The 26,627-nt window shown below is 42.5% G+C and carries 24 protein-coding genes and 1 pseudogene; 12 read left to right on the forward strand and 13 right to left on the reverse strand.

From position 1 onward, the window contains the following. The first annotated feature begins 332 nt into the window (after positions 1-332). Positions 333-1,103 carry a ferredoxin-type protein NapG gene (gene napG / locus DPF91_RS12405; protein WP_117234746.1) on the forward strand — a complete coding sequence of 257 codons (771 nt, stop codon included), beginning with the start codon at positions 333-335 and terminating at the stop codon, positions 1,101-1,103. Beyond that, the gene (gene napH, locus DPF91_RS12410; RefSeq protein ID WP_117234747.1) at positions 1,103-1,957 is read left to right on the forward strand and encodes a quinol dehydrogenase ferredoxin subunit NapH; all 855 of its coding nucleotides are present in this window, start codon (positions 1,103-1,105) and stop codon (positions 1,955-1,957) included. Before napG ends, napH begins: the two co-directional genes overlap by 1 nt. A gap of 62 nt (positions 1,958-2,019) precedes the next feature. On the opposite strand, the gene DPF91_RS12415 is transcribed toward napH, so the two are convergent. From DPF91_RS12415 to DPF91_RS12435, 5 genes are all read right to left on the reverse strand, one after another. Beyond that, complete coding sequence (locus DPF91_RS12415) at positions 2,020-3,783, reverse strand: sensor domain-containing diguanylate cyclase (protein WP_117234748.1); 1,764 nt, start codon at positions 3,781-3,783, stop codon at positions 2,020-2,022. A 216-nt stretch (positions 3,784-3,999) separates the two neighbouring features. Beyond that, positions 4,000-5,211, reverse strand: a complete 1,212-nt coding sequence (locus DPF91_RS12420) for a multidrug effflux MFS transporter (protein ID WP_117234749.1) — start codon at positions 5,209-5,211, stop codon at positions 4,000-4,002. Between the two features lie 67 nt (positions 5,212-5,278). After that, positions 5,279-5,722: a MarR family winged helix-turn-helix transcriptional regulator gene (locus DPF91_RS12425; protein ID WP_117234750.1), complete on the reverse strand. Its 444-nt coding sequence runs from the start codon at positions 5,720-5,722 to the stop codon at positions 5,279-5,281. 159 nt (positions 5,723-5,881) lie between these two features. After that, positions 5,882-8,719, reverse strand: coding sequence for an FAD-binding and (Fe-S)-binding domain-containing protein (locus tag DPF91_RS12430; RefSeq protein WP_117234751.1), 2,838 nt, complete (start codon positions 8,717-8,719; stop codon positions 5,882-5,884). Positions 8,720-8,857: 138 nt separating this feature from the next. Then, entirely contained in the window at positions 8,858-9,178 is a 321-nt protein-coding gene (locus DPF91_RS12435; protein ID WP_117234752.1) for a YqfO family protein, read from the reverse strand. 134 nt (positions 9,179-9,312) lie between these two features. On the opposite strand from DPF91_RS12435, the gene DPF91_RS12440 reads away from it, so the two are divergent. The 4 genes from DPF91_RS12440 to DPF91_RS12455 all read left to right on the forward strand — a co-directional run bounded on the left by DPF91_RS12440 (position 9,313) and on the right by DPF91_RS12455 (position 11,796). Then, complete coding sequence (locus DPF91_RS12440) at positions 9,313-9,762, forward strand: GNAT family N-acetyltransferase (protein WP_117234875.1); 450 nt, start codon at positions 9,313-9,315, stop codon at positions 9,760-9,762. Between the two features lie 108 nt (positions 9,763-9,870). Further along, positions 9,871-10,320, forward strand: a complete 450-nt coding sequence (locus DPF91_RS12445; protein WP_117234753.1) for a YHS domain-containing (seleno)protein — start codon at positions 9,871-9,873, stop codon at positions 10,318-10,320. 107 nt (positions 10,321-10,427) lie between these two features. Continuing rightward, the gene (locus DPF91_RS12450; protein ID WP_117234754.1) at positions 10,428-10,862 is read left to right on the forward strand and encodes a GNAT family N-acetyltransferase; all 435 of its coding nucleotides are present in this window, start codon (positions 10,428-10,430) and stop codon (positions 10,860-10,862) included. A 211-nt stretch (positions 10,863-11,073) separates the two neighbouring features. After that, a complete protein-coding gene (locus DPF91_RS12455) occupies positions 11,074-11,796 on the forward strand; it encodes a DUF4344 domain-containing metallopeptidase (protein ID WP_420855602.1) in 723 nt (240 codons plus the stop codon). Here DPF91_RS12455 and DPF91_RS12460 read toward each other — a convergent pair. Next, on the reverse strand, positions 11,783-12,682 hold the full coding sequence (locus tag DPF91_RS12460) for a helix-turn-helix transcriptional regulator (RefSeq protein ID WP_164684139.1): 900 nt from the start codon (positions 12,680-12,682) through the stop codon (positions 11,783-11,785). The genes DPF91_RS12455 and DPF91_RS12460 overlap by 14 nt on opposite strands. A 212-nt stretch (positions 12,683-12,894) precedes the next feature. On the opposite strand from DPF91_RS12460, the gene DPF91_RS12465 reads away from it, so the two are divergent. Together DPF91_RS12465 and DPF91_RS12470 are read left to right on the forward strand one after the other, a co-directional pair. After that, a complete protein-coding gene (locus tag DPF91_RS12465) occupies positions 12,895-14,259 on the forward strand; it encodes a serine hydrolase domain-containing protein (RefSeq protein WP_117234757.1) in 1,365 nt (454 codons plus the stop codon). Positions 14,260-14,369: 110 nt separating this feature from the next. Then, the gene (locus DPF91_RS12470) at positions 14,370-14,936 is read left to right on the forward strand and encodes an SOS response-associated peptidase (RefSeq protein WP_117234758.1); all 567 of its coding nucleotides are present in this window, start codon (positions 14,370-14,372) and stop codon (positions 14,934-14,936) included. 171 nt (positions 14,937-15,107) lie between these two features. Here DPF91_RS12470 and DPF91_RS12475 read toward each other — a convergent pair whose 3' ends face one another. The 3 genes from DPF91_RS12475 to DPF91_RS12485 all read right to left on the reverse strand — a co-directional run bounded on the left by DPF91_RS12475 (position 15,108) and on the right by DPF91_RS12485 (position 17,768). Continuing rightward, positions 15,108-16,442, reverse strand: a complete 1,335-nt coding sequence (locus DPF91_RS12475) for a ferredoxin reductase family protein (protein WP_117234759.1) — start codon at positions 16,440-16,442, stop codon at positions 15,108-15,110. Positions 16,443-16,560: 118 nt separating this feature from the next. Beyond that, positions 16,561-16,899: a protein tyrosine phosphatase family protein gene (locus tag DPF91_RS12480; RefSeq protein ID WP_117234760.1), complete on the reverse strand. Its 339-nt coding sequence runs from the start codon at positions 16,897-16,899 to the stop codon at positions 16,561-16,563. 8 nt (positions 16,900-16,907) lie between these two features. Beyond that, positions 16,908-17,768 carry an MBL fold metallo-hydrolase gene (locus DPF91_RS12485; protein WP_241033818.1) on the reverse strand — a complete coding sequence of 287 codons (861 nt, stop codon included), beginning with the start codon at positions 17,766-17,768 and terminating at the stop codon, positions 16,908-16,910. 115 nt (positions 17,769-17,883) lie between these two features. On the opposite strand from DPF91_RS12485, the gene DPF91_RS12490 reads away from it, so the two are divergent. The 3 genes and pseudogenes from DPF91_RS12490 to DPF91_RS12505 form a co-directional block, all read left to right on the forward strand. After that, entirely contained in the window at positions 17,884-18,645 is a 762-nt protein-coding gene (locus tag DPF91_RS12490; protein ID WP_117234762.1) for a sulfite exporter TauE/SafE family protein, read from the forward strand. Positions 18,646-18,875: 230 nt separating this feature from the next. Beyond that, positions 18,876-19,940 carry an SH3 domain-containing protein gene (locus tag DPF91_RS12495; protein WP_117234763.1) on the forward strand — a complete coding sequence of 355 codons (1,065 nt, stop codon included), beginning with the start codon at positions 18,876-18,878 and terminating at the stop codon, positions 19,938-19,940. A 413-nt stretch (positions 19,941-20,353) separates the two neighbouring features. Continuing rightward, positions 20,354-20,598: pseudogene (locus tag DPF91_RS12505) on the forward strand (transposase); the annotation flags it as partial. A gap of 19 nt (positions 20,599-20,617) precedes the next feature. On the opposite strand, the gene DPF91_RS12510 reads toward DPF91_RS12505, so the two are convergent. From DPF91_RS12510 to DPF91_RS12520, 3 genes are all read right to left on the reverse strand, one after another. Next, entirely contained in the window at positions 20,618-21,139 is a 522-nt protein-coding gene (locus DPF91_RS12510) for a hypothetical protein (RefSeq protein ID WP_117234764.1), read from the reverse strand. A 197-nt stretch (positions 21,140-21,336) separates the two neighbouring features. After that, positions 21,337-21,504: a hypothetical protein gene (locus DPF91_RS22085; protein ID WP_164684141.1), complete on the reverse strand. Its 168-nt coding sequence runs from the start codon at positions 21,502-21,504 to the stop codon at positions 21,337-21,339. Positions 21,505-22,338: 834 nt separating this feature from the next. Then, positions 22,339-23,376, reverse strand: a complete 1,038-nt coding sequence (locus DPF91_RS12520; RefSeq protein WP_338116876.1) for an HNH endonuclease — start codon at positions 23,374-23,376, stop codon at positions 22,339-22,341. Between the two features lie 472 nt (positions 23,377-23,848). Here DPF91_RS12520 and DPF91_RS12525 point away from each other — a divergent pair, with 472 nt between their 5' ends. Continuing rightward, a complete protein-coding gene (locus DPF91_RS12525) occupies positions 23,849-24,550 on the forward strand; it encodes a hypothetical protein (protein WP_117234766.1) in 702 nt (233 codons plus the stop codon). A 142-nt stretch (positions 24,551-24,692) separates the two neighbouring features. Here DPF91_RS12525 and DPF91_RS12530 read toward each other — a convergent pair whose 3' ends face one another. Beyond that, positions 24,693-26,402, reverse strand: coding sequence for a coiled-coil domain-containing protein (locus DPF91_RS12530; RefSeq protein ID WP_117234767.1), 1,710 nt, complete (start codon positions 26,400-26,402; stop codon positions 24,693-24,695). Between the last annotated feature and the right edge of the window lie 225 nt (positions 26,403-26,627).

Consider the following 26,627-nt stretch of genomic DNA (forward strand, 5'->3'; position numbering starts at 1 on the left):
GTAGTGTAATTTTTTGTTGGAAATTAATGCTGATATTTTATTAATTAAGTTAATTTAATATCGATTGAAAATTAATTATTGGTTTATTTTGCGATAAAGTGCGATGTTTGTTGGTTTTTTATGCTTTGTTAGGCTTATTCCTGTACGTGCGTAGATAATAAGATTGTGATCGCTCAAAAATATTAATGGAGAAAATTGTGTTAGGTACGGTTTGATCTGAATCAAGCGCACCTTTGTATAATTCTTTTGGGGTAGGCGATAGTTCGTCCCTTCTTCCCTTTGTCAATATATACTTATATATATTGGGGTTATTGTTGAAAGGGCCCATTTTGATGAAGAGTAATAACAAACCAATGGCGAACTCTCGGCGTCGTTTCCTTAAAGATGTTACCAGAACCGCAGTTGGAGTTGGCGCAGCGGCAACCATTCTGGGCATTCAATCTAAGCAGAGCCAAGCTGGTGGCGGTAGCGGTGTACCAATTAGACCACCAGGAGCCTTACCTGAAGGTGATTTCGAAAGCGCTTGTATTCGTTGCGGGTTGTGTGTTCAGGCATGTCCGTACGATACACTGAAGCTTGCATCGCTATTATCACCTGTCGCATCTGGTACCCCCTATTTTTCTGCTAGAGATATCCCATGTGAGATGTGTGAAGACATTCCTTGTGTACCTGCATGTCCAACTGGCGCGCTAGACCATAGCTTGGTTGATATCGACAAAGCGCGAATGGGAACCGCGGTGCTCATAGATCATGAGACCTGCTTAAATTGGTTGGGCTTGCGCTGTGATGTGTGTTATCGCGTTTGCCCTGTGATTGATGAGGCGATTACGCTTGAGTATGTACGAAACGAACGTACAGGCTATCACGCAAAAATGATTCCTACCGTTCACTCTGATGCATGCACAGGTTGTGGTAAGTGTGAACATGCGTGTGTACTTGATGAAGCAGCGATTAAAGTGGTTCCAACCGCGTTAGCGAAAGGTAAGTTGGGTGACTTCTACGAGCTGAGCTGGGATGAAAAATCCGGTGAAACAACAGGTGCAATGACTGAAAGCCTTGACGTTCGTATTGAAAACTTAACTCCGAACAAAGGAGGTAAGTAATGGCTAAAAATCTTGCAAAAGACGCGGGTAAAGATGCAGTCAGAGAACTAGGTTGGTGGAAAGCACATCGCTTCCTCGTACTCAGACGCTTAAGTCAATTCTTGATCATGGGGCTCTTTATCCTAGGTCCTACGGCGGGGGTGTTTAAAGGCAATCTTTCTTCTAGCACCTTGTTTGATGTGATTCCCCTTAGCGATCCATTACTTGTTATGCAAACCATCGCCGCCGGTCATTGGCCAGAAGCCAATGCATTGATTGGCGTTGCGATAGTGGTGGGCTTCTACATGCTTTTAGCACCACGAGCATTTTGTGCATGGGTTTGTCCACTGAATGTGGTGACGGACTTTGCTGCATGGTTGCGACGCAAGCTGGGTATTCGCATGAGCTACCAATGGTCATCGAAGCTTCGTTACCTGCTTATTCCAGTACTATTGATCGGCAGTTATGCTGCAGGCACAACGCTTTGGGCTTGGATTGATCCTGTCGCAACACTGCATCGTGGTTTAGTGTTTGGTATAGGTGCCGGCTGGGTATTGATCTTACTCGTGTTCTTGTTGGACTTGGTTTTGGTTGAACACGGTTGGTGTGGCCATTTATGTCCGTTAGGTGCAACCTATGGGGTGATTGGTTCACAAAGCTTGATTCGAGTGGTGGCCACCAAGCGTGAGGACTGCACAAAGTGTATGGATTGCTACAACGTATGTCCTGAACCCGATGTGTTAAGGCACCCTCTGAAAGAGGGTGACAGACGCGTTATGGATCAAAATTGTATCAGTTGTGGTCGCTGTATCGATGTGTGTGCTGAAAAGGTATTTGAATTTAAATCTCGAATTTCAGTTAAGAACATTGATTAAGTCAATATCTACATTCCGAAGTTCAAGCTATCTCTGGTGAACAGGTCTTCTGATGAACAGCGTTAGGCTTGAACTTGATTCCTACCATTATTTTTGGCGCGATATAGCGCTTCATCTGCTCTCTCAAGCAAAGATTGAATACTTTCCCCCAATTGCCATGAGGCAACACCAATACTTACAGTTTTGAATCCCACAGCATCAAACTCGGATTCGCTGATCGCCTTCTTAATGTTGTGGGCAAAATCGATAGATTGACTGATATTGGTGTTGGGTGCGACGATCAAAAACTCTTCGCCTCCCCAACGTCCAAGAATATCCACGCTGCGGCACACCTTATTCAGCCTTGTCGCAAAGTCGATCAGCAACTGGTCTCCAACTAAATGCCCAAATTGATCGTTCACCAACTTGAAGTGATCTATATCGATGAGAATGACTGAAAAATGCGATTGGTATCGGTTCGCATGTTTTAATCGTTCATTGAGAGATTCATCGAGAGAGATTCGATTATGCAATCTTGTCAGGTGATCAGTTCTCGCTTGATACCTCAGTTCTTGTTGGGTATCGACTAGCTCTTCAGATAAGTTCTTAATAAAAGTTAAGAGGCGACTGACAACACGCGTATGCTGGTTTGCATACGGATCATTGATTTCGAGTGTGGTTTGACGTTGCTCATCGGAGGGAATTGGTGGTGCGGATGGCTTTTTTCCTTCGCGTAAAGCGACACACACTAAGGTTGAATTGAGAAAGCTCACCTCGTCATGACCGAGATATTCACCATAAGTGTAAAAACCTGAAGTTGGTGCGATGGATTGAAAGGGAGCTGTTTCAATATCAACCTCGTCTTGCAATAAAAAACGTCGGCAACCGCAACTAAACAGATATATCACTGAAGGAGCAAAATCTTCGACCCTTCTATGTAGCTCTCTAGCATCCGACAGTATCTCTTCTAGATCCCCGTATCCAAGTGAAACCACTTCAGCATTATTCACGTCGGAGATGAACTCTAACTCCCGTTTATCTGATGCGATAACAGGAACACGCGCTAACCATTCGCCATCACGCTTTAATAGGAGAGGAAATTCGAGTGCATTCATGAAGAAATTCTCGTCATTCTTTATCTCTAAATATTTCTCATAGATATCAAATGCCGGTTTGTTGTCGATACTTTTTATTACCAGGCCATCTGATTCAGTAATTGTCATCGGTTTACTCAAGGGACGCCAACCGAGGTAAGACTCTGCGAGGATTTCTAGTTCGGTGCTAGAGAACACAACGACAACAACGCCACGCTCATAACATCGATTATTGGCATAAACGAGCGAGGTTTCCATATCGATATAGCTGCCGGCACCCCCGCCAAAAACAGGGTAGTGTCCGGTGTATTTGCCTAAGGAGTCAATCAACCCTGTTGTGTCGAAGTTTATGGGTGTTGCAAGTACCATCACGCCCGCAATGTCCGTACATTCTGACTCGATTTGCTCTCCAAGTTTACGACCAACCTCTAAACCGATATCAGTTTTACAACAGCTTGAGAACACAGTGAGTGCTGTTGCTTCAAAAAAGGTGATATCAACGGTGGTTTGACTAATTTGTAACTGACCTTGATGAATCTCTCCTATGGTGGTAGCTCCGACGATCGTTGCGTTGGGGAATCGCTGAGTGAGTAGCTGAGCGATACGCTCAAAACGCTTCGTATTTGCAGAATGAGAGTATATTTGAATCAAGGTGGCTTGCGCAGTTTGGTATTGGCCGATCAGTTGGGGTGTGCTGATTTGTTGGCTCAATTGTTCATCAGACGTATAGATAAACGAAGAGTGAGTGATCATAGTGTTACAGTCCTGCCTAATACCAAATAACGAGCAGTTTGTTTAGGAATAGATAGTTGAGCTTAGATGACGTGTCGGATATGTGTTCGATTGGTGTACAAATATGTCGATATGAACGATAAATATGTGATCTAGATCTTTGGGTGTCTTAGATCTAAAACACTTACTGAGAGAATGAAAAGCTCCGCGCAAGCAGAGCTTTTGGAGTAGATATGATTATGGATTAGTTTGTTTTAGGAAATAGCTCTGTACATGTGGGCGATGGCGTACCAACAACCAGCCAATTAAAGTCACAATACCAATGACCAGTTGAATCAACCCAAGGTTGGTGATCAAGCTGTCTGGATTTAGCGATACCAATACCATGCCTAAAGAGCCAGAAATCATGCTGACAAATTGGATAATGGCAACAGCAGAACCCGTGTCCTTGTCTTGTTGCTCGAGCATTAAATTAGTACCAGGTACACGAGTGGCAATAATAGCCAGTGTTGCTGGCGCACAAATCAAGGCGAAGGCGAATGGAGACGTATGACCAATGGCCAACATCGCAACGCCACAGACTACTAGCAGTGCAAAGCATGCTGTGATGATGGATTGAATCGATACCTTACGAGACAACTTCATATACAAGCTAGGACCAAATGATGCACACAGCGCGTTAAACGAGAATGCATAGCTAAATTGCTGCTCTGTTAGGCCGAAACCATCAATATAGATGTAAGAGCCAGCCGCTAAGAAAGCCATGAGTGCCATAGGTACAACAGAGAAAATGAGCAGTAATCCGACAAACTTAGGGTTGTTTAATACCGTAAACAAGCGAGTCCAAGATTTAACGAGCGTACCGGTGTAGCGCTCCTCAAGCGTTTCCTTGTAGCAAAGGGCTAGACCAAAGGCGAGGGTGCCAAATACTGCAAGTGAGACAAACATCATTCGCCATGACGCGACTTTTAACAAGAAGGCGCCAAAGATAGGTGCGACCATAGGTGCGATGATCACTAACGACATTACCGTTGCCATGATCTTCTCACGTTCACGGCCTTGGTACATATCCTTTACGACCGCGGTAGAAATAACGGTAATGGCACTACCCCCGAAAGCCTGAGCAATACGTGAGGCAATCAAGAACTCGATACTCCCTGACACCGCACATAAAAGACTGGCAGCAATGTAGATGAGGATGCCGGTCAACAAAATAGGCTTTCGACCTAACTTCTCACTCAATGGTCCCCAGAAAAGGAGGCCCACAGCGTAAGTCACAAAGTAGCTACTTAATGTGAGGTTTACCATGGATTGTTCAGTATTGAGTAGATCGACCATCTGCGGCAATGCAGGTAAATATAGATCGATGGTGAGAGGAGGAAAGGCACTGATCAGCACTAAGAAAAATAGTGTGCCTGATTTCCCCAGTATTGGTTGTTTAGTTGTCACTAAAATACTCCAAAAATAGAATGCGAAGACAGTTTAACGAGCCCTAGGTTAGTGTCGGGTTAACTTTTCACCGTGAAAGGTCACCAGACCCTAAATTTCGGTCAATCTTTTCTACCAGCTTTTTTAGAACAGCAGCCTCATCATCAGAGAAATCAGCAAACATGCGTTCAAGCATTTGTGATTCCACTGACTCTAAATTTTGCAGTACCTGATGACCTTTTTCCGTTAGACACAGTTGCACCGAGCGTTTGTCTTCAGGGTTACTTTTTTTCTCAATTAATTCCTGCTTTTGCAGGCGATTGGTCATTCGCGCTATCTGTCCCTTGTCTCGGTTCATTGACTCGACGAGCATCTGTTGAGAGGCAAGACCAAACTTATCAATATCCAACATCATCTTATGGTCGATATAGGTCATTTCGACTTGGTTTCTTTCGACTTCAGCAATCATTTTGTGTCTGGTTTTAAGACGAATGCTGTGCATGGTGTGGTTGATAGAGCGAAAGCTGTTCATTATCAAAACTCAATAGTTGACTGAGTCAACAAATATACTCTTTTTGTTGACTCGATCAACTATTAACTGTGTTTCGAATGAACTATTTTGAGTCATTATAAAAGCCCTCATGAAGAGGGCCTTAATAATCAATGCTTTATGAATTTTGAAGTTGAGTATTTACAAAGGCGTTGAGACTTCATCAACCAAGTAAAGGATCGATTGATAGGGCACACCACTGTGGTGAGACAAACCGATTTCACAAGTTCGACTGTTGCTGAATCCTCGAGTGCAATTTTCTGGTACTTGAGCCTGCAAGGTATCGAGTGCAGATGCATTGAGTTCTGGTGTGGTAAAACCCTTATCTCCTGCCCAACCACAACACGAGATGTGTTCAGGCACCACCACTTCGGATGCACACAGTTGAGCTAACTTGAGCATATTGGCTTCTAGCCCCATTCTTCGAGAACTGCAGGTGACGTGCAGCATCACTGTTTCCTGTTTTTGCTCGATGGATAAACGATCCAACAAGTGATTAAGGATGAAGTTAGTTGGCTCTTCAATAGACAAGGGGTGAGTAGAGTTTTCTATTGTACGTTTCACACAGGGACTGGTATCCATCAGTATCGGAAACGCTCCGTGATTACTGGAATCCCAAAGCAGTTGTTCGAGGTGAGCGCGTTTTTGTTCTGCAATATCCTTCATGCCTTTACTCTCATAAGGCATACCACAACAGGTCTGATCAATCTGATCTGGAATGATGACGTTAACATTTGCTTTAGCTAAAAGAGACAGTGTCACTTCCGTAAGGCTACGATGCTCGTCACTACCGTTCTGGCTTCCCATTGTTCTTGAAGCACAAGAAGGAACATAAACTACGGTCTCGGTCTGTTGCGATTCATTCTTAAGCTGGGTCTTCGGGCGATGGTTATTGGCTAAAGGTGTCTCAGGGTACCAAGTAGGTGTTCGACCGCCGGTCCATTTTGTTAAAGTGTCGAACGAGCTTTGCAAACGCTCAGTGCCGAGATGCTTCGTTAAGGACTGGTTGACGTTTAATGCTGAGCGAACAAGGCTTGAAGTGGTCGCGAATTGCGTTGCCGTCCATTGAGCAATGGGTGTAAATCGTTTGTACTTTGCGGTACGAAGATCTTTCACCAAATCACCAGTATTAATTCCAACTGGACAACGATCAGCACACAGTCCTGTTGCGGCACAGGTATCGAGTCCTTGGTATTCAAATACTTCTTTTAGTGCCTTGGCGTCGATTGGAGACAACTCTCGCTCTCTGCGTTTAATTTCGCGGTAGAGCACGATTCGTTGCCTTGGTGATAATGTCAGTGTTCGTGATGGACAAACAGGCTCGCAGAATCCACACTCGATACAACGGTCAACAATATCGTTCGCCGCAGGCATAGGTTTCAGATTCTCGATATGAGTATTTGGGTTGCTACTGATGATGACATCTGGATTAATCAGGCCTTGTGGATCAAAAATGCGCTTAATCTGCTGCATGAGTTGATAGCCTTCTTTTCCCCATTCTAACTCGACGAATGGTGCCATGTTTCTACCGGTACCGTGTTCAGCTTTGAGTGAACCTTGATATTTTACAGCGACCAGCTGAGCAACGTCCTCCATAAACTGCTCGTAACGTTTTACTTCAGTAGGGGTATCAAAGGCTTGAGTGAATACGAAGTGTAAGTTGCCTTCTAGAGCGTGGCCGAAAATAATCGCTTCATCATAGTGATATTTATCGAACAGTTGCTGAAGTTCGTTAATCCCATTCGCAAGGTACTCAACGGGAAACGCAACATCCTCAATAATTACCGTTGTACCTACTTCTCGGACGGCGCCAACGGCCGGGAAAAGCCCTTTGCGTATTGCCCATAAAGAGGAAACGACTTGGGCATCACTCGTGAATGGAATGGACTCAAGAATAGAGAAATCGGCAATACTGGTTAGCACTTCATCACAGCGCGTCGTTAAGCTTGAGTTGCAATGAGCATGAACTTCGACCAGCAATGCCGTGGCATTGGCATCTAGGCTTTCAATAAAGCTTGGCATACCAGGTTCACCGGCTACCGAGGCGAGAGAGCGTCCGTCCATCAATTCGACTGCAGCAACAGGTGTCGTCGATAGCGTCGTTACGGCTTGACTGGCCTGTTCAATCGTTGGGAAAACCAGTAAAGCAGAGGCTTTATTAGGTAGCTCTTCGACCGTGTTATACGTCACTTCGGCTATGAAACCTAGCGTTCCCTCTGAGCCAATCATTAGATGTTTAAGGATTTCGATAGGATCATCGAAATCAACGAGGGCATTAAGCGAGTAACCGGTGGTGTTTTTAAGACGGTACTTATGTCGAATCTGCTCTGCGAGCGTTTTGTTGTTTAAGGTGTTAGCTGCGAGTTGCTGTAACGAATCGAGTAATTCAGCTTTTTCATGTTTAAACTGCGCAACACTCTCTGGATCACTTGTATCAAGGTAGCAGCCATCAACAAATACCAACTTCATATTGGCGACGGTTTGGTAGGAGTTCTGCGCCGTACCACAACACATACCACTAGCGTTGTTGGCAGCAATACCGCCAATCTTACAGGTGTTGATTGAGGCGGGATCTGGCCCTATTTTTCGTTGATAAGGCAGTAAGTAGCGATTAGCATCAGCCCCAATCACCCCAGGCTGTAGCGTGATCTGTTCGCCGTTGTTTAGGATAGAGTGACCACGCCAGTCATCTGTTAGGGTAATCAAAACAGAATCGGATAAGGCTTGACCCGACAAGCTGGTCCCTGCGGCTCTAAAAGTGAAGTGGATGCCAAGATCACGGCAGCAGTTAATCGCTAATATAACTTCATCGATATTTGACAGTTGTAGAACGACTTTGGGTGTTAAGCGATAAAAGCTAGCGTCGGTGCCATAGGCGAGTCTCTTTGCAGACTCAGTGATAATGCGCTGTGGGTCGATTTTCTCTTTTAATTGTTCGATAAGTTGGAGATAAACCGATTCCAATGCGTGTTCTGACATATCCTAACTCCTTTTAGTGCAGATACTTGTAGGATAGGTGGAACAGCAAATGATAACCCTTGTCGGGCTCACATTGTCGCAAGCTTTTTCTCTGCTCTAGACTAAAGAATTAGGTTACTTCTCGTTCTGGATGATCAATTAGAGTTTCGTCCAATCGAGCATATCAAAGACCTCAAATGCCACCTCTTCGTATGGGTGTGCTTTGAGTAGTGCGTCGATGCTTGGTTTAACAAATTGATCGTCACTGACCAACTCTACTCTTAATTCACGAACCGTTTCTAGTTCGTTGTGTTTACCAAGGTGAGGCTGCGCCCCATCGAGTGGGCGAAACTGTCCCATTCCTTCAATTTGAAAACAACAGCGGTCGTAATCACCAATCTTCCCCGCACCTGCAGCGAAAACCGCGTCTTTTACTTTTTCTGCGTCTTCTATTGGTACAAAAAATACTATCTTTTTCATCACTATGTCCTCAATGACAGTTTGATTGTCAGTATAAAAGGGAAATGTTTCGAACCAAAATATTTGTAATGAATAATGTCTTTAACGTTATACACTTATAAGCAATGGGTGTAATTAAAGGTAATGTGTAGATGATGGAGTTTCGACAAATCGATGCTGTAAATGTGCCAATGGAGTTACTACTTGAAGCCGATCCTTCGGTTCAAGCTATTCAGAAGTATTTGATAAAGTCTTGGTGTTTTGTCGCTCAGCAAAATGAAAACATTGTCGGTGCGTGTATTGCCAAGAACAATCAATCAGGTACCTGTGAAATCTACAATGTTTCAGTCCATCCTAACCATCAAGGACAAGGAGTTGGTTCAAAGTTAATGCAGTATGCACTGAATGAACTGTTTGCGCAGGGGATAGAGCGGATCGAACTTGGTACCGGAACCTTTGGCTATCAACTGATGTTTTATCAGCGCCTTGGGTTTCGAGTTGATAGGGTAGATAAAGACTATTTCCTTATTCATTACCCAGAGCCAATTTTTGAAATGGGTATTCAACACAAAGACATGCTTCGGCTATACATCGACTCCCCTTAGTTGGACTAATCTTGATGTAGGGTCAAGGCTGTTGAAATTTTATCTTAAGAATCGCTTTCTTATTGATCATCTCTTGGGTTAGCCGTTCAAACATTAAGGTGGTTTGCTATGAACATTCTAGGTCGTCTTATTTCAGCACTTGTGCTGTGGTTGGGAATCAGTTTTTCAGCGCTTGCGATTGAGCCGGTATACAGCGACTTCTTTGGTAAGGCGATTAGAGGCTATGATCCTGTCGCTTATTTTACTGAGCAGAGGCCTGTGAAGGGCAGCGATGACTTGGTTTATGAATGGAATGGGGCAGATTGGCACTTTTCCTCACAAGCAAATCTAGATAAATTCCAGTCAGATCCTGACAAATTTGCCCCTCAATACGGTGGTTATTGCGCTTGGGCGGTGAGTAAAGGGTATACCGCAAAGATTGATCCATCAGCATGGTCGATTTACCAAGGTAAGCTTTACCTAAACTATAGCCGATCGGTGAAGCAAACTTGGGAGCAAGACATCCCAGGTAATGTTAAAAGTGCCGATAAGAACTGGCCTAAATTGTTGACTCAATAGGATGTTAGCAGTTAGAAAAGTAGTTTGTTTCTAATTGATGCGATCGCATTAACCATACACTGAATTGAGGTAAACTTAGCGCCAAATAAAAGAGGCGACGAATAGAAATGAATAAAGATAATATCCAATTTAGTAGCGGACCATTAGACGAACAGTTACAAGGTGCTCTTTCTGCAGGGTTAGAGTCTCATAGTAAAGCGCAACAAGCGCCAACCTACGATAAAGAGCGTCTAAACTGGACGCTTCAAAATGAGCGAGGTGAGTTAGTTGCTGCACTGACTGCCGACCTGTTATGGGATTGGTTATACATCAGCGAACTATGGGTAGATGAGAGTTGCCGTGGCACGGGGATGGGCAAGCATTTGATGAATCTTGCTGAGACGCATGCTGTTGACCAAAACTTGTCAGGCTTGTGGCTATGGACTCAGAGTTGGCAAGCCGCGGATTTTTACAAGAGCCAAGGGCTTGAAGAGTTTACTCGCTTTGATAATTTCCCGGCTGGTCATTCTCGGATCGGCTTAAGAAAGACGCTGGTTAAATAGGGATGAGCAAACGCCCTTGAGTTCTTTTATATATCGTGACGTCAAGGTCGTTTCTTTATATGGCCATTTTGCTCTTGTTTTACAGACATTTATTCGAATTTCATGTGGTCGATTGGGAACGGTTTGTCCTATTCTTCAATAAAAGAGCAAAGTTTGATTCAAAGGACAATGAATGAAGAAATTAGCAATCATTACTCTATTACTTTCTTGTATGGGCCAAGCGGTGGCCGGCATTTCAATTAAGATGAACGAGCCCCAATCTCCAGAAGAACAACAAGCAAAACAATCTATAGAACGGAGTGGTATTAATCAGGCCCTGATTGATTTATCTGAACAGTATTTCCCTTTTGAGAGCGACCTAACCATTGAATATGGTGCGGAGGATGGTCCACTCTATGACCCTTCAGAGCAGAGTATTTTAATCCCTTATGCGTTTTATCTCGAGTCCGTAGATTACTTTGCCGAGAATCGTGATGAGGAAGAAAGCGGTGCATCAGCAGAGAGTGGAGCGATAGATACCATGCTGCACACATTACTTCACGAAGTGGGGCATGCGTATGTGGTTGAGCGGGAGATCGCTATTTTGGGCAAAGAAGAGGACGTCGTTGATAACTTTGCAGCGATTATACTACTCAATTATGTTGAGAACGGAGATGATGTCTCAATCAGCGCCGCAGATATGTTTGCATTTGAATCTCAATCGGAAGAGAACTCGGAATATTATGAACTTGGCGAGTATGCAGGTGAACATAGTTTTGACTTACAGCGCTATTTTGCGACGCTGTGTCTAGTGTTTGGTAGTGATCCAGACAAGCACAAACACCTATTGGATGAGGTAGAAGAAGACTTCATCACCGACCGTAGAGAGCACTGTATTGATAGCTTTGAAACAGTCAACAACAACTGGCATCAATACTTAACTAGCGCCGAATAAAATTCTTTCGATGACTGCGCCGAAATTGCGGTGCAGTCATGTTATATCTCTGCTTAAATGCACGGTTAAAGTTACTCAAATCGTTGTATCCCACCTGCCAACTGACCTCTAACACCGACAAATCTGCGTCCAAAAGCAAAGCTTTGGCTTTCTCCATCCTCGCAGTTGTTTTTAATTCACCAAAGACAAGGCTTAGGCTCTTTAAGTTCCTTTGTAACGTTCGGCGAGTCATTCCTAATAAATGAGCGAACCAATCAATATTAAACCAGGGCAAGCAAGCGTATGTGTTGATCAGTCTTTGTACCGCAATCTGCCAATCGACATCTGCCTCTATGGTTGGCGTTGGCGCGTAATCAGCGGTTAAAGGAATCGTGAACGCACCATAAGTGCTATTAAAGCCCAAAGTCGTGGTAGAGAAGAGTTTCTGCGCTTGCAGTCCAGCATCTTTAGACATCATGGTCACTGAGTTCGGTTGCCAATGCTGACCAAGAAAGCGCTGACAGCAATTGATTAACGATAATGAGCGAAACCATTCTGCTTGGGCGAAGCCTATATTAGTTGGCCTGTAGCAACTTCTATGGCACAACCACCAGGTACCATCTCTGTGTTCGGTCCATAAAGTGACATGGTTGGTGAGGCTATTTATGTCTTCGATTAAAACAGCCAGCGCATGCTCCAAAGTCTTCACAGAACTTAATTTTGACTCAATACTACTTGAGAGCATGGATAGGGTTGCACGCTTACCCACTTCGATACTGATGGCTTTTTCAGTGAGCTTGTCGAGTTCGAACAAAAATCGCATTACATCTTTTGTTGCTAACCAGTGATCAGGTGAAAGCTGCTCGACCGGCAGCTCACATGCCTGTGCCGCTTTATGCCAGTCCAAGTTCTGTTTCTCACAATAAGTGATGAACGGGGTGAGATTACTTGAAGCACTGACTAAGAGTTGTGTCGATTGCGAAGTGGGTTGCATGGCGTTTCAGTATCAGAAGTGGTTATTAATAAGTGTAGGGGTGTGTTGAATGCTTGTCACTAAATGACCTATTTTCTATCTAAGTATTCATCGACAATTTCTCCAAACCAATGAGGAGATTTTGAATGAAAAAGCCAACAATTAAAGTGTTAACCCCAGTTTTGTCACTGCTCGCATTCTCTGTAATAGCAAGTGAAGAGAATGTGATTGAGAAGGCGCTAAAAGTGGAAGGGGCGATGGTTAACCTACCGGTGAGTGCAGCCAAAGAGAGTTTCTCACCTCAGTTTGTCGATAAGGCGCGTGAGGGGTTTAATAACTTTCACTGGCAAATGGGCGGCGACCATTCACTCTATTATAACTCGTATATGAATGAGTTTATGCCAACCTCGATGGCGTCGCCAAATCAACAATATAAACCATTAGAGCGCAACATTCAGTTGCAGCTAGACGACTTGGTCGTTGAAACGAAAACTAAGGGTGAAATGGGGTTGAAGGAATACCTTGCAGACCCGCAGTTTCGCACCCAGGGCTTTATGCTTATCCATGAAGGAAAAGTGGTGTACGAAGCGTACCCTGGAATGAAACCGACAGACCGTCACGTGTGGGCATCTTCCGCAAAAACCATGGTCGGATTGATCGTAGCGCAGCTTGTCGATGAAGGTAAAGTCGAAACAGATCAGCCCATCACGACTTATCTTCCGGAGCTAAAGGGTACGGTTTGGGACAAGATAAGCGTTTTGAACGTGCTTAATCACACAACAGGTTTAGACAACGAAGAAACTCTAGAGTCGATTTTGAACCCAGATTCACCCGTAGTGCGATTCTTTGCCTCTATTACGGGCTCACCAAGGGCATCAACAGGGGAAATGGAGAGTTGGTTAAACGTTGCTAGAGATACGCATGAACTCGAAGGCGAAGGGCCAGGTGAGCTGTTTCGTTATGCATCGATCAATACTATGCTCCTGACAAAGCTGGTCGAAAACGTTGAAGAGGCGAAATGGGCAAGAGTCTTTGAAGAGCGTGTATGGGGTAAAGTGATGGCAAGACAACCAGTATTGTTCAATCAGGCCCCTGATGGTTTAGCCGTTCCGCTTGGTTTAGTGCTCTCGACTGTTGAGGACAAAGCTCGATTTGGCACCTTGTTTACGCCTAGTTGGTCAGCAGTTGCTACCGAGCAAGTGGTGACAGACGATGTACTGAAGCTGATTAGAACCAATGGTGACCCAGAGACGCATAAGAACTCGACAAAACAGGCGAGCGCATACAGCACGTTTAACGAGATGACTTCATCTCAATCTTATCAGTTTGATTTTATTTTCGATGATGGTGCTATTGGTAAGAGCGGTAATTTGGGTCAGTTCATCTACATCGACCCTGAGCGTGACTTTGTTGGTGTGATGTTCTCAACGAATCCATATCACTCAGGTTACGGAGAGAATAAAGGGCCGGCTTATATGCGCCAAGCTGCAAAGTTGTTAGCAGACCAGTAATAGTTAACGCTAAAAGAGACTAGGTATGTTATCTCTTCAAAGGCAGTCTTTAAACAGGCTGCTTTTTGTTTGTCTATGCTTAACGTATTCAGCAGATTCTTGGTGATGCAATGTGTGGACGATTGAATGTACTCGATGATCCTTTCTCGCAAATCGTGAGTGGGGCACTAGGCTTAACCTTCAAAGCAAAACCCAATGAAGATTTAATACCAACCGATGCTCTGTCTGTTGTCGCGGTCAAAGATCAGCAACTCCATCAATTAGAGCTCAACTGGGGAATAAAACCTAACTGGGCAAATAGAGTGATCATCAATGCCCAAGCAGAAAGTGTTGCTTCAAAGCCGACATTTCGAGATGCGTTTGTTCAGTCTCGTGTCGCGTTACCTTGTAGCGGTTGGTACGAATGGAGCGATTTGGATGGGGAAAAGTTGAAATATCTATTCAAACAACCGGATGACTCACCATTTTATATGGGGGCGGTTGGTTTTTCTGGTAGCAATCAAATGGTCACCTTAACGACTCAACCTACACCCCAGTATTTGCCTTATCATCACCGCATGCCTTTCTTGATTCCAAGCTTTGCAGTTCGAGATTGGCTGTTCGCTTCACCGGATGAAGCGAAAGCCATGTTGCAAAATTGGTGGCCAGACGAACTTGCAATTGTGCGGGTTAGCTAGCTGATGTGTTGAAGCAGATAGTCAATGAGCAGCCTGACTCGAGTCGGTAAATATTCTCGTGACGAATAGTAGATCGAAATCGGTGATTGAAGTAGGACATTACTATAATAAACGGGTCTCTCGAGTGATTGACCCGTTTTTTACTATAATGCGCGGTTGTGGTTGTGGTTGTTAACGCATTTTGAATGATTCAAAGTGCATCTGATTCTCCGGCATACCTGCTCGCATCAATCCTGATTTTAATTTTTCTCTGAACGTTTCAGGCCCACAGAAACTCACATGCATCGAGCGAGCATCTTTATATTTCAACAGAGTTTCAACAGAGAGCAACTCACCTTCATCGGCGTAGAGAGTTCGTAGCTCAACGAAGTCTAGCTGCTTGATAGTAGATAGAATTTCAGCTTCAAAATACGCGTCTTTTTTGTTGTTTACGCAGTAGAACAAATGAACCTTCTTCGGTGTGGCGCTGTTCTTGTTGGTCAGCTTATCTAGCTGACGCAGCCAATAGAGACGTGAGACAAATGGCACGATACCGATACCCGCACCAACCCAGAATTGCTCATCTTCTGCTTCAATCTGGAAGTGTCCATAGCTTCCCTCAACCGATACCGGTTGACCTTGATGGATTTTATTGATCAGCGTGCTTGTGTAATCTCCTAGCGCTTTCACTCCAAACTCCATGGTATTGCTACTGCTATCGTAGTTCAAAATAGAAAATGGGTGAGCGGATTCGCCATCTTGAAAATCAAGGTAAGCAAACTGTCCTTCTTTGTAGTTCAGTGGTTTTTCTAACTGAATGGAGAATCGAACCACTTCTTCTATGCCTTGATTATTAGAAAAGACCTCTTTGGATGTCACTTGGCCACTAGACTTTTTATTTCGCCCGATCTTGCCCGTAAGCGATAGGTACGAACAGTAAACAGCGATGGCAGAAAGAGCGCCAATAGCGATATTCATAGGCATAGAGCCCAAGTTCCAGTCGAGCAAAATTACGGAGTGGAAGACCCCTGCAATCATCAGCACACCACCAATTTTGTGGGTAAACTTGAACTGACGATAGCCGATCGCTTGAATTAAGCTGATGACAGCAAAAATAATGAACACATAGAATGCGAGCTCACCAACTTGTTCAGCGATGCCACGCCAAGGAATGCCCTCAAGCGCTTGGCGATGCTGGCCACCACCACGTTGAGGGCGAGCCAACAAACCTGCTCCAACTAACCATTTAGCGCCTTGAACACTGAGCCAATGAGTCGTAAGAGAGACAAGTGTACCGATCCCCAGTGATTTATGCAGTTGATAGCCTTTATCGAGCCCTTGAACCCAGTTCTCTACCCACTTGAATCGAGCAGCAAGTAAAACCGCAACACTCATGTACCCAAGGCTCAGAAAACCGGTGTACATGATTAGTTGGTGCCTCCATGCAAAAAAGTTATCAAGACTATCCAAGTTGAGTAAGGCACTTGGTAGCCAAAATAATGTGAGTAAAATGGTTAGTTTCAACATGGACGGAACTCCTGAGCATATGACCCTAATACTCAGGATACGCCGGCGGTTGAACATTGAAAGTTGCTTTACACTGATTTATTTACTTTGACACTCCTTTACAAAACAGAGCTCTACCTCATTTTACTGATAGTGCGGCAATGCTATCCCAAAGGATCTTCGAACGGTTGCCTGTTCGGCAGTAGCCCAGAACAAGAGTGTATTCATTTAGGACGTTTCGGAGTTCGTCTTGGTCAGCCATTGAGAACTCGGGGCAAGACATGGGGATATAAAACATTTTCATGTCTAACTCTTCTGCTCTTTCTCTTAGAGAGTTAAAGCTCGGTTGATCTTCGACTTCGTCATCGGGTCTATTGCAGACGACCGCTTCGTAGCCAAGCTTTTTAATTGTGGATAGGTCTTCAACGAAGAGCTGGTCGCTGACAGAATAGTGTGTACTGAGAGTCTGAATATTCATACCGTCACCTAAAATTGATTCAAAGGGATCTTGAGATAGTGTTTACCGTTACTTTCGGCTTTAGGTGCTTGGCCAGTACGCATATTGAACTGTACTGAAGGAATCAAGAGGGCAGGTACAGCTAATGTGTTGTCTCTTTCCGTTCGCAGAGAAACGAATTCTTTTTCAATGACATCATGATTGACGTGAATGTTCTTATGGCGCTGTTCTCTTACCGTAGTGATATTTTTGTACTCTCGACCATTGGGCGCATAGTCATGACACATGTACAGGATAGTTTCATCGGGTAGGGAGAGTATTTGTTGGATTGAGCTGAAGAGCTGTTGCGCACTACCTCCTGGGAAGTCGCAACGTGCCGTTCCCATGTCAGGCATAAAGATTGTATCACCCACAAAGGCAAGCTCATCGTTGATAACATAGGTGGAGCACGCTGGAGTATGCCCCGGTGTATGCATTACTTTGAGCCTAGACTCGCCAAAATTGATTTCAGCTTTATTTTCAAGCAGAGCATCAAACTGACTACCATCGATTGGCATTTCATTTTCAGTGTTGAATACACCCTTGAAGAGTTGTTGAACGTCGGTGATCTTCGCACCTATGGCAATTTTTCCGCCTAATTGCGCTTTGAGATAGGCAGCACTACTAAGGTGGTCTGCATGAACGTGGGTTTCTAATATCCACTCTAAACGAAAAGAATGCGCTTTGATGTAATCCACCATCTCACTTGCAGATTCTGTCGATGTACGACCCGCGCTAGCATCGTAATCAAGTACGGGGTCTATGACGACACATGCATTAGTTGACTGATCTATAACGATATACGAGTAAGTACTCGACTGTTTATGAAAGAATGAAACAACCTTGTTCATATTTATCTCCTTCGATTAGCTATTTCTAATGTATGTGGTAATATTAATATTAGCAAAAGCTAAATTAGATTATTTTGATATTAAGGTTTGAATGTATATAACCAAAGGAGTGGGTATGGTCTCTATCGTGTTAGGTGCGCTAAGCATAGGTTTGACGTTAGGGCTGCTCGGATCGGGTGGCTCGATATTGACAGTACCTGTTTTGTCTTATTTGGTAGGGCAAGAACAGAAGCTGGCCATTGCAGGTTCACTCGCGATCGTCGGCATTATCAGCTTTTTCACCATGATTCCTCATATAATCAAAGGCAAAGTTGCATGGGATAGAGTCCTATATTTCGGCTTACCAGGAATGGCTGGGACTTACTTAGGGGCATGGATCTCCAAGTTCGTTCCTGGCGCCATTCAGTTCATCATCTTTGCCCTAGTCATGCTCTATGCCGCATACAAGATGCTGACAACGAATCAGGAACTGAATACAACCAAACGAGGCTATCTCCATATGATCGCCGATGGTTTGCTAGTGGGCATTCTCACCGGTTTTGTCGGAGTAGGGGGAGGGTTCTTAATTGTTCCCGCGCTAGTTCTTCTTGGTGGTTTACCTATACAAACCGCAATCGCGACCAGCCTCGTCATCATCTTCATGAAATCCGCCAGTGGTTTCTTCAAGTACCAACAACTATTAGCAGAATCCAACATCCCGATTGATTGGAACGTTATAGCCATCATCAGCGCAGTCGGAATCATCGGCAGCTTTTCTGGCATCAAACTAGGTCAGTTAGTCAACCAAACCTATTTACAAAGAATATTCGCGGTATTTCTCATCGTGATGGCGGTGTATATCGGCTATCAATCAGTGATTGAGTTGACGGGTGTTTGATAAGGATCAAGTGCGAAAGTGAACCAGCTTTAGTTAAGGTGCACTTTGCGATCTAACAACCTGACATGCTCCATAAGTTTCTGATTTTTAATTGATGTGATGAAAAGGATAAGAGACTATATGTGTATGAAAGAAGGCGTTTTGCCATTTAGATAGCGTTAGGGCTCAAAGGTACAATATTAACCTCTAGTACAGTACACTGTATTTTTCGTGTGAACTAAGGTGAAAGCGTGAGTCAAAATCTAAATAAATTTAAGGCATTTGATATTGATCCTTTAAGAGAGCATCGTGAAATGATGGCTTCGTTATCTGATCCTCTTAAAGACTTGCGTTTAGATACGTCATTTCGAGATCCTCTAAAGGAACACCGTGAGATGATGGCAGCTATAGTTGATCCTATGAAAGAGCTAAGAGCAATGACACAGTCATTCTCAGACCCTCTAAAGGAGCAACGCGAAATGATGGCAGCGATAGTTGACCCGATGAAAGAGCTAAGAGCAATGACACAGTCATTCTCAGATCCTCTAAAGGAACACCGTGAAATGATGGCGGCTATAGCCGACCCAATGAAAGAGTTTCGAGTAGCGGCATACTCACTTCCAGACCCTCTTAAAGAACATCGTGAAATGATGGAAGCGATTACGAATCCAATGAAACAGCTACAAGAAGCTATGGCTCTTGTAGTTGACCCCGCAAAATTGGTTCAGAAAAACCCATCATTGACGATCTTGAAACAGATGGCTGAAGCTGAGTTGTTTGATGTTGCAATGCAATCATCTGGCATATCAAAGGATGAAGTGAATGATATATCTTCTGAGATATTAACAACCTCAACTGCCATCGAAGCTGAAAGCTTAGAACGCTTGCTAAATAACATTTTGCAGGAAGTTAAAGCATTAAAAGAGCCTAAAATTCAACAGGTTATTGCTACTTATATTTTTCCAATAATCATAATGATACTTGGTTTACTTTTAGCACCGGTTTCTGATTATCATATCAAGGGGTATCTTCAATCTGACAACAGAACGCGCAATAAAGTTATAAATGAGCAAGTAGTCTCGTCGGTGACTGACCGTCAGCAGCTAAATACTTTCAGGTTTGTCTCGACAGACACCTTAAATGTTCGTACTGAGGCATCCATGAAATCAAAGGTTTTAGGGTATTTTCATTATGGTTATGTCGTTAATATTGTTCGAAAAGAAAAGAACTGGTCTCTAGTTGAGTGGGTTGATCAAGAATCCGAGTTGAAGATTTCAGGCTGGGTACACACAAGGTATCTCAAACGTTTTAAGTAGAGCCCTAACAAACAATTTAAGAGGGATTGTTGCTAGGAGTTTAAGTTACTGTTTATAAAGTAATAATATCGATGAATTAAAAAGTAGGGGAACGTTTAGGGGAACAGTAAGTTTGAATCGATATTTGTGATTTACATCACCAATTTTTTGGTTCTTCGCAGGTTAGCGGAAACGGAAAACAAAAACGATAGTTAGTAGTAAGCTTACATCGCCAAACACAACCTTTCACAGACTACCGTTTTCACGTCAAATAATACTTTCCTATCGTCATTCTGGGAAGGCTTTCAGATCGTAAAGTCTCATAAAACTGACTCTCTGACACTTCAATTTGAAAAGAAGAGAGTTACTGTAGTGGTATAGTGAATTTGGCCACCTAGTTAGAGGTGTTATCCTGCCTCTAACTAGGTGGAACTATGACAAAGCGTACCAGAAGAACTTTTAGTGCTGAGTTTAAACTTGAGGCTGCTCAGCTTGTTGTTGAACAAGGCTACTCGGTTGTCGAGGCTGCTAAAGCCATGAATGTTAGTAAATCGGCTATGGATAAGTGGTTGCGCCAGCTCAAAGCTGAGCAACAAGGCATAAGCCCTAAGGTTGCCCCTTTGATTCCAGAACAAATCGAACTTTAAGATTACGAAAGCGCATTGCAGACCTTGAAGAGCTACAGATTACCGTTCAAATTATAGTAACGTCTCACGTATATTAGTAATTACAGCATCATCTATTCCGCTCTCGCTGCTGAGATGAAAATATCTATCTTGGAACATTTTCATACGCTCATCCCACTCGAAGTCACCGCACGCATACCAATCAGCATTACAGCACTCGGCGTGACACCTTGTAGTTCTCAGCCAGTCCGAATCATCAAGCCTCATTTTTCGTCTTAGATCAATGAATGGAGCCAATTGATTTTCAGCGAAAATATTACAGCAGACAAGTAAGTCGCGAGGGTAAAAAAAAGGATTCGTCGGATACAATAGCGTACCAATTTCGTCAGATACTTCAGCAAGCTTTCTCGCACTTTCGAGATCTGGAGGTACGTTTTCTAGCACTTGTTTAACACTCATAAACCCACCCTTGTCAAAAGCAGCTTTAACAAAAGCGTTCTTATTCACATAAAATCGCGAGTAAAGAAGGTTTTTTACATCAAAATATATAATTTTCAAAGAACAATCCTCGAAAGCTTTTACATTACTTTTCATAATTCACGTAACTTACGTGAATGATACGTGAATTCGGTCCAAACTGAATTTAAGTTATTGATTTACATGCAGTGCTAAAAGTTATGGTTTAATAGCCAAGTTTGAGTCTTGATATGTTGCTTTAGAAAAATTAATGACTGAAGCGCATTGTTTTCTAAAGCAACGTATCGAAAATCTAATACGATTAGACTTATGCTCTACAACAAGTCATTAGAGTCTAACTCTCTCAGCAAAATCACATCATCTTCAGTCAATTCGTTTCCTCTTCTTAGAGACTTAATTGCTAACGCTAACTTAATCTCATCAACAGATACTTTTAACTGCTTCGATTTAGCAATTAGTAAAACTTCATAATCACTCTTCATATGTGCCCTCATTAGCAACTTAAATACTGTACATAAACACAGTAGCACTGAATATTATAAGAAACAAACTATATTTTGAAAAATTCAATGTTGATTACCAATTTCTTGTTGAATGTATAATTAATTTGATCTTGATTACCAATTTATTGTCGAATGTATAATTAATAATTTCAAAGGTGGTTGTTTTTCTTATTTACTAGATTAATTTTGTGATATAGATCTTGACAATCTAATTTTAAAAGAGATATAAATATTAATAGTGATTTTGATTTATTGATATAAGGTTATTCTTTGTGACGTATGAACATACTTTTTCTATGTACTTCAAACTTAAATAGATCTAAGACAGCAGAGGACTTATTTAAAATAATAGATCATGATAATAGCTACCGCTCGGCGGGTCTTAACGCAAGATATTGCTCTTTTTATGGAAGTAAATTATGTACAACTGAGCTCCTAGATTGGGCTAATATCATTTATACAATGGAAGAAAAACATATTATAAGGATCGGGGAATATACGGAGGATAAATATCTAAATAAAATAGTTAACTTGGAAATCGAGGATATATACACATACATGCAACCAGAATTAGTTGAGTTGATTATTTTTAAAGTTAAATCTGCTAATAATATTGTCCTTTAGTAAGAACCTTTCAATTGTTGGATATTCAAAATAAATTAACAAATTATTAGTCATTATAAGGGTAAAGTAACACCCGAATTCAACTTAGCCCTTTCAAGCGAATCAGTCTCTGCGGTCTATCATTCAAAAGCTCCACAGAGAACTCATTCATAAGGTGCTAATGTCAATGATCTTCAGTTCAGCACCGAGCTAGCCGAAATGCTCCTTTCTGTGACAGTTTGGACATAAGGCTATGGCATTTTCTACAGTATCGTCTCCACCGTCAGCTAGGCGAATCCTATGATGAACTTCTAAGAAAGGCTGACCGTCCGTTCTTTTCTCAAACGGAGCCTTGCTATTACAAGACTCACAATAACCCATCGCTCTGTTTAGTACTTCAGCTACAACATCTGGATTACGGTCATACACGTAGGTATGTACCACTCGTCTTTTCGGCTTCTTTGAGGCCTTAGCTAAGCGTTTCTTACGCTTGTCAGATGATAATTTAAGTGATTCAGTAACTGACTGATTGAATACTTGAATCTCTGATGGTTGGTTTATCTTAGGAGCTAAATCTAAAGCTCCAAGCTGGAACCACTTTGCATTTCCCTCGTCAAAATGATTTAGGTACTTAAAGGCGCCTTTAAATTTAAACTTGGATTCATCATTGGTTTGACGAGTGAATACAAAAATAGGAACAGAACCTGAATTGATAATCGCCTGGTTTTCCTTGTAATCATCTTTGAATACATCACCGATGCTTTTCATGAAATACTTAAGCAGCTTATTTTCAATCAGCCATTGGTTTTTATACTTGCCACCTTCGAAAGTTACTTTGACCAAGATACTTTTAAGTTGACCGTTTTCGAAGTATGGCAAAATTCCACCAGAACGGGTGTCATACCTGCCAACGATAGGAAGAAACTCTCTCGAGGAGTATTCATTGTCAATGACAAACTCATCCAGTGAGGTTAAGTCGTTTAGCTCGTGTTTAAACTTTTTCTCAAAATCAGGCAATATCTGCTCATATGACTTTAGACCCAGCTGCTCAATTTCATCAACGCTACCGTCTCGACTTTTCGTTGTGCTCAACAAGTATTTGTAAATATCACCAACTTTTCTGAAGCCATTAATCCAAGGAATTTGGCTTTTGGTAACATTTTTCACTTTCTCGGAAGTTCGGTGATCGTCAATCGCAGGTTGTAGTACAGACTCAAGAACAAATTTTTTGGCTAATTCAATACTCAAGATTTCACCAGGTGGTAGAGGTCTAGGTAATATGGATACTACTAAAGTATACCTATTAGGTATAGGCATCTGAGAGTTTGAATTGCTCCTACCAAAGGTGACATTAACAGCCCTTATGAACGAATTATCAAGTGAATTGCTAATTGGCACATCCAATGAAGAGTTAGGTGTAGTAGTTCAACTACCTAGAAAACGTTGGGGCACTTTTGTGTCACTACGTTGTAGTGGCCAACTTTTAGCAATAAATGGCTGAACCAATTCAATAACGCTACTAGTGCCTAAGACCCCAAGAGTTACTTAATTTATATTATGTGAACAAAATCAATGCATTATGGTTGTTTTTGTGCGAGCTGGTCACAAGTTTGACTGCACATTTCGGGCGCAGAACTAATTAGAAGATAATTCTGACATTCTCTTTACAATTCCTGTGCTAGGTCGTGGCTCACTAATAATAAACAAGGAGCCTAAGCCAATGAGCTGCCAAGAAAGAAAAACCGTTCTTCACAATAATAAACCAGGATTGCTTCCAGCATCTTGGCTTACCTTCAATCTAGCAAATGAACAAATTTCGAAGAAAGTTGGCAGTATCAGTATTGCTACAGTTGAAAAGATTGAGTCACTTGCTTCACAGCAACCACAGGTATTTGAGAAGGAAGAGAATATCTTTTGGGATAACATTTCTAGTGTGGCCGAGTCATGTGGATTACTCACCAACATAACCCCCGATTACTTGACTAAAGTGTACCCAGTCGACGGTGTTGATTTAAGCATCGATAACTATCTCAGGTATGAGGCTAATAAGAGCCAGCGAGCAGTGTATTGGGCACTAGCCGACGCTATAAGTAAACATGTAGACCTCTCTTATGAATATTTTATTAAGAAGTCTATGCCAAAATTGGCATACGATCTGGCCATTGAATGTTTTTTGGCAGGGGCATTTCTGATCTTAAGTTGTTCCGAGCCTCTCATTACAGCAGGAAAATCTAGGACAGGGAGAGCTACTGAGGCGAAAGCAATGAAGGCATATGAAAATAAGGAGAAGACATACACTCTTATGAAGGAATACCTGAGCAGACGCCCTGATGCAACCAATTCCCAAATTGCAGCCTCGATTGCTCCGCAGTTAGGTCTTGCTAAGAAAACAGTTCAAAATTATCTGTCTGAAATGCAGTAATCATGGGTGACCAGTTTTACTTTAGGCCGTGGATATTTGGTACAAGTATTTAGCCCATTTTGTTCTACAGGGTCTACCATGGCCTGACGTGTTTTTGAACTGGCGCCGCTTTCGCATCTAAATGCAGAGCACGACAGTCAGCCTAATTAGGCTCTCTGTTTGTTGACCTCTCAATTGAGCGCTCAGGGTTGTTTTTGTTAATTTGATAGAGTTCTTTGACAAGCTTCTTGCAGCCAGCCTCTCGGGATAGGTCTTTCGCTTTTTCTATGACTAAGTAGCGTTGCAGCTTGGTTTTCAAGTTTTTGAACGCATTTACGATACGAGTAAAAAGTCTTTCATCTTCTTTTTTCTGCTTGCGAATAGGCTCGTAATATTCATTAAGCATTTTATTGAGGAGGATGACTGGTTTCACTGATTCGTCATTGGACGACACTTTTTCAGCTTCTTCTAAGCGCTCTATTGTCGAGTTCAACTGCTTTAGCTTGGGAAGACCGTCATCAAGAAATTGTTCCATTTGCTCCTTCTGTGCGCGTGTCGCAGATAAGGATGCTTGGAGATCGTGCTGTTCTCGTTCTAATGTTTTAATCGTTTTATCTTGCTCTAAAATTGCTTGCGCTGAGGTGTTAATTTGGCTTTTAATTTTCAGCTTATCTTCCTGTAATTTTTTGAGCTCCTGATAAGCACGCTTAGTGTCTTCTTTGGATTGCTTAAACATTTCTAGCTGTACGACTTGTTCAGATAGGTGCTTTTCTAAGCCTGAAACTTCCTGTTTAAGGTGTTCACTTCGCTCTTCGAGCATAGAATGATAGTTGTAGTGACGATCTGATTTTCGACGCTTACTTTCTGTCCGCATTTCAAGTAGTTGAGCTTCGTATTCTGTCGTTTTGAGCGCGTGCTCGGCTTCTAGTTGGATGTCTTTATTCTTAAAGTACGCATTTGCTGCATTTAGAAAGATCTTTTGCCAAACTCTACCACGTTCACGAGAGTACCCATGATCTTGCTGTTTCTTCTTTTTATTCCAGTGTTCAGCATCTAAACCGTTTTGGTTGACGTAGTTGTCTAACGCAGTCAGCTCAGCAGCCCTAATATCAAATTTGCCTGTTTTTGCGTTTTTCCCATCAATGAATATATGAATATGGGGGCAGTGGTTATCGTAAAGATTTTCATCTGCATGAGAGGTAGCAAATAGGATAGGGTAATCAGGTAAAAGTCTAGTGACGAAGTTCTTGACCAGTTTATAGTTGTCTTCAGCAGTAAACTGCTCTGAAGTCACCTCCCATTTTTCGGGGATCTTAAATATAATTTCTTGATATCGAGTGTTGGTGCCACAGCGTTCGTCACTAATCAATACATTGTGAGCGTAGATAAAGGTCTCAATCATATTGAGTCTTTGTTTAGCGCGAGTCTTAAAGCTATCCGTAAACTGTGCAAGTGTAGATTCAACGTCAATGTGCTCATTAGCGTCAGTATTGAGTAAATCAGAAAGAGTATTTGATGTATCAGTATTACCATTCGCTCGCTCTTTAGTTATCGCATTTCTCATCTTTTTTGAATAGTTCGCAAGGTTGGTTTGCTTTCGACGCTTGTTATGAATAGGTGGAGGGGTAAGTGAGTCGATAAGCTCACATTTTTTGTCTTCAGTAACTTCGTTTAGAGGAGTTTGCTTGCCATCTTTGAACAAAATATTTAAGTGCGAAAGCGAGTCGTCCCACTGAACTTTTTCCATTGAGTCGACGGGCATTCTCGATAGACATCGCAACGAATGAGCCAGTGACACTCTAAACTTAGACTTGTCTGAAGCTTTGGCTGTGTAGTTTTTCTGTGATGCAAAAATGTGGATCTTCTTTTTCATTGGAGTTCCTTGGGAGCATGCGATCAAACTGCAAGTTTGCCAGGGCCCTGATGCATCTTTTGGGAACCAAAAGTGTAATCAGGGCATACCTGGTTACAGCACTTGTTCCAAATGCTTGAAAGTGTCATCAGATACTGTGATAGACCTGGTTACGCTTTCATCGAGATAGCTAAATGTGTTTTACAAAACTGTGATCAGTTCACTGGGAGTTTCATCATTACGCTT

Source organism: Vibrio maerlii (assembly GCF_003415655.1).
Lineage (GTDB): Bacteria > Pseudomonadota > Gammaproteobacteria > Enterobacterales > Vibrionaceae > Vibrio > Vibrio maerlii.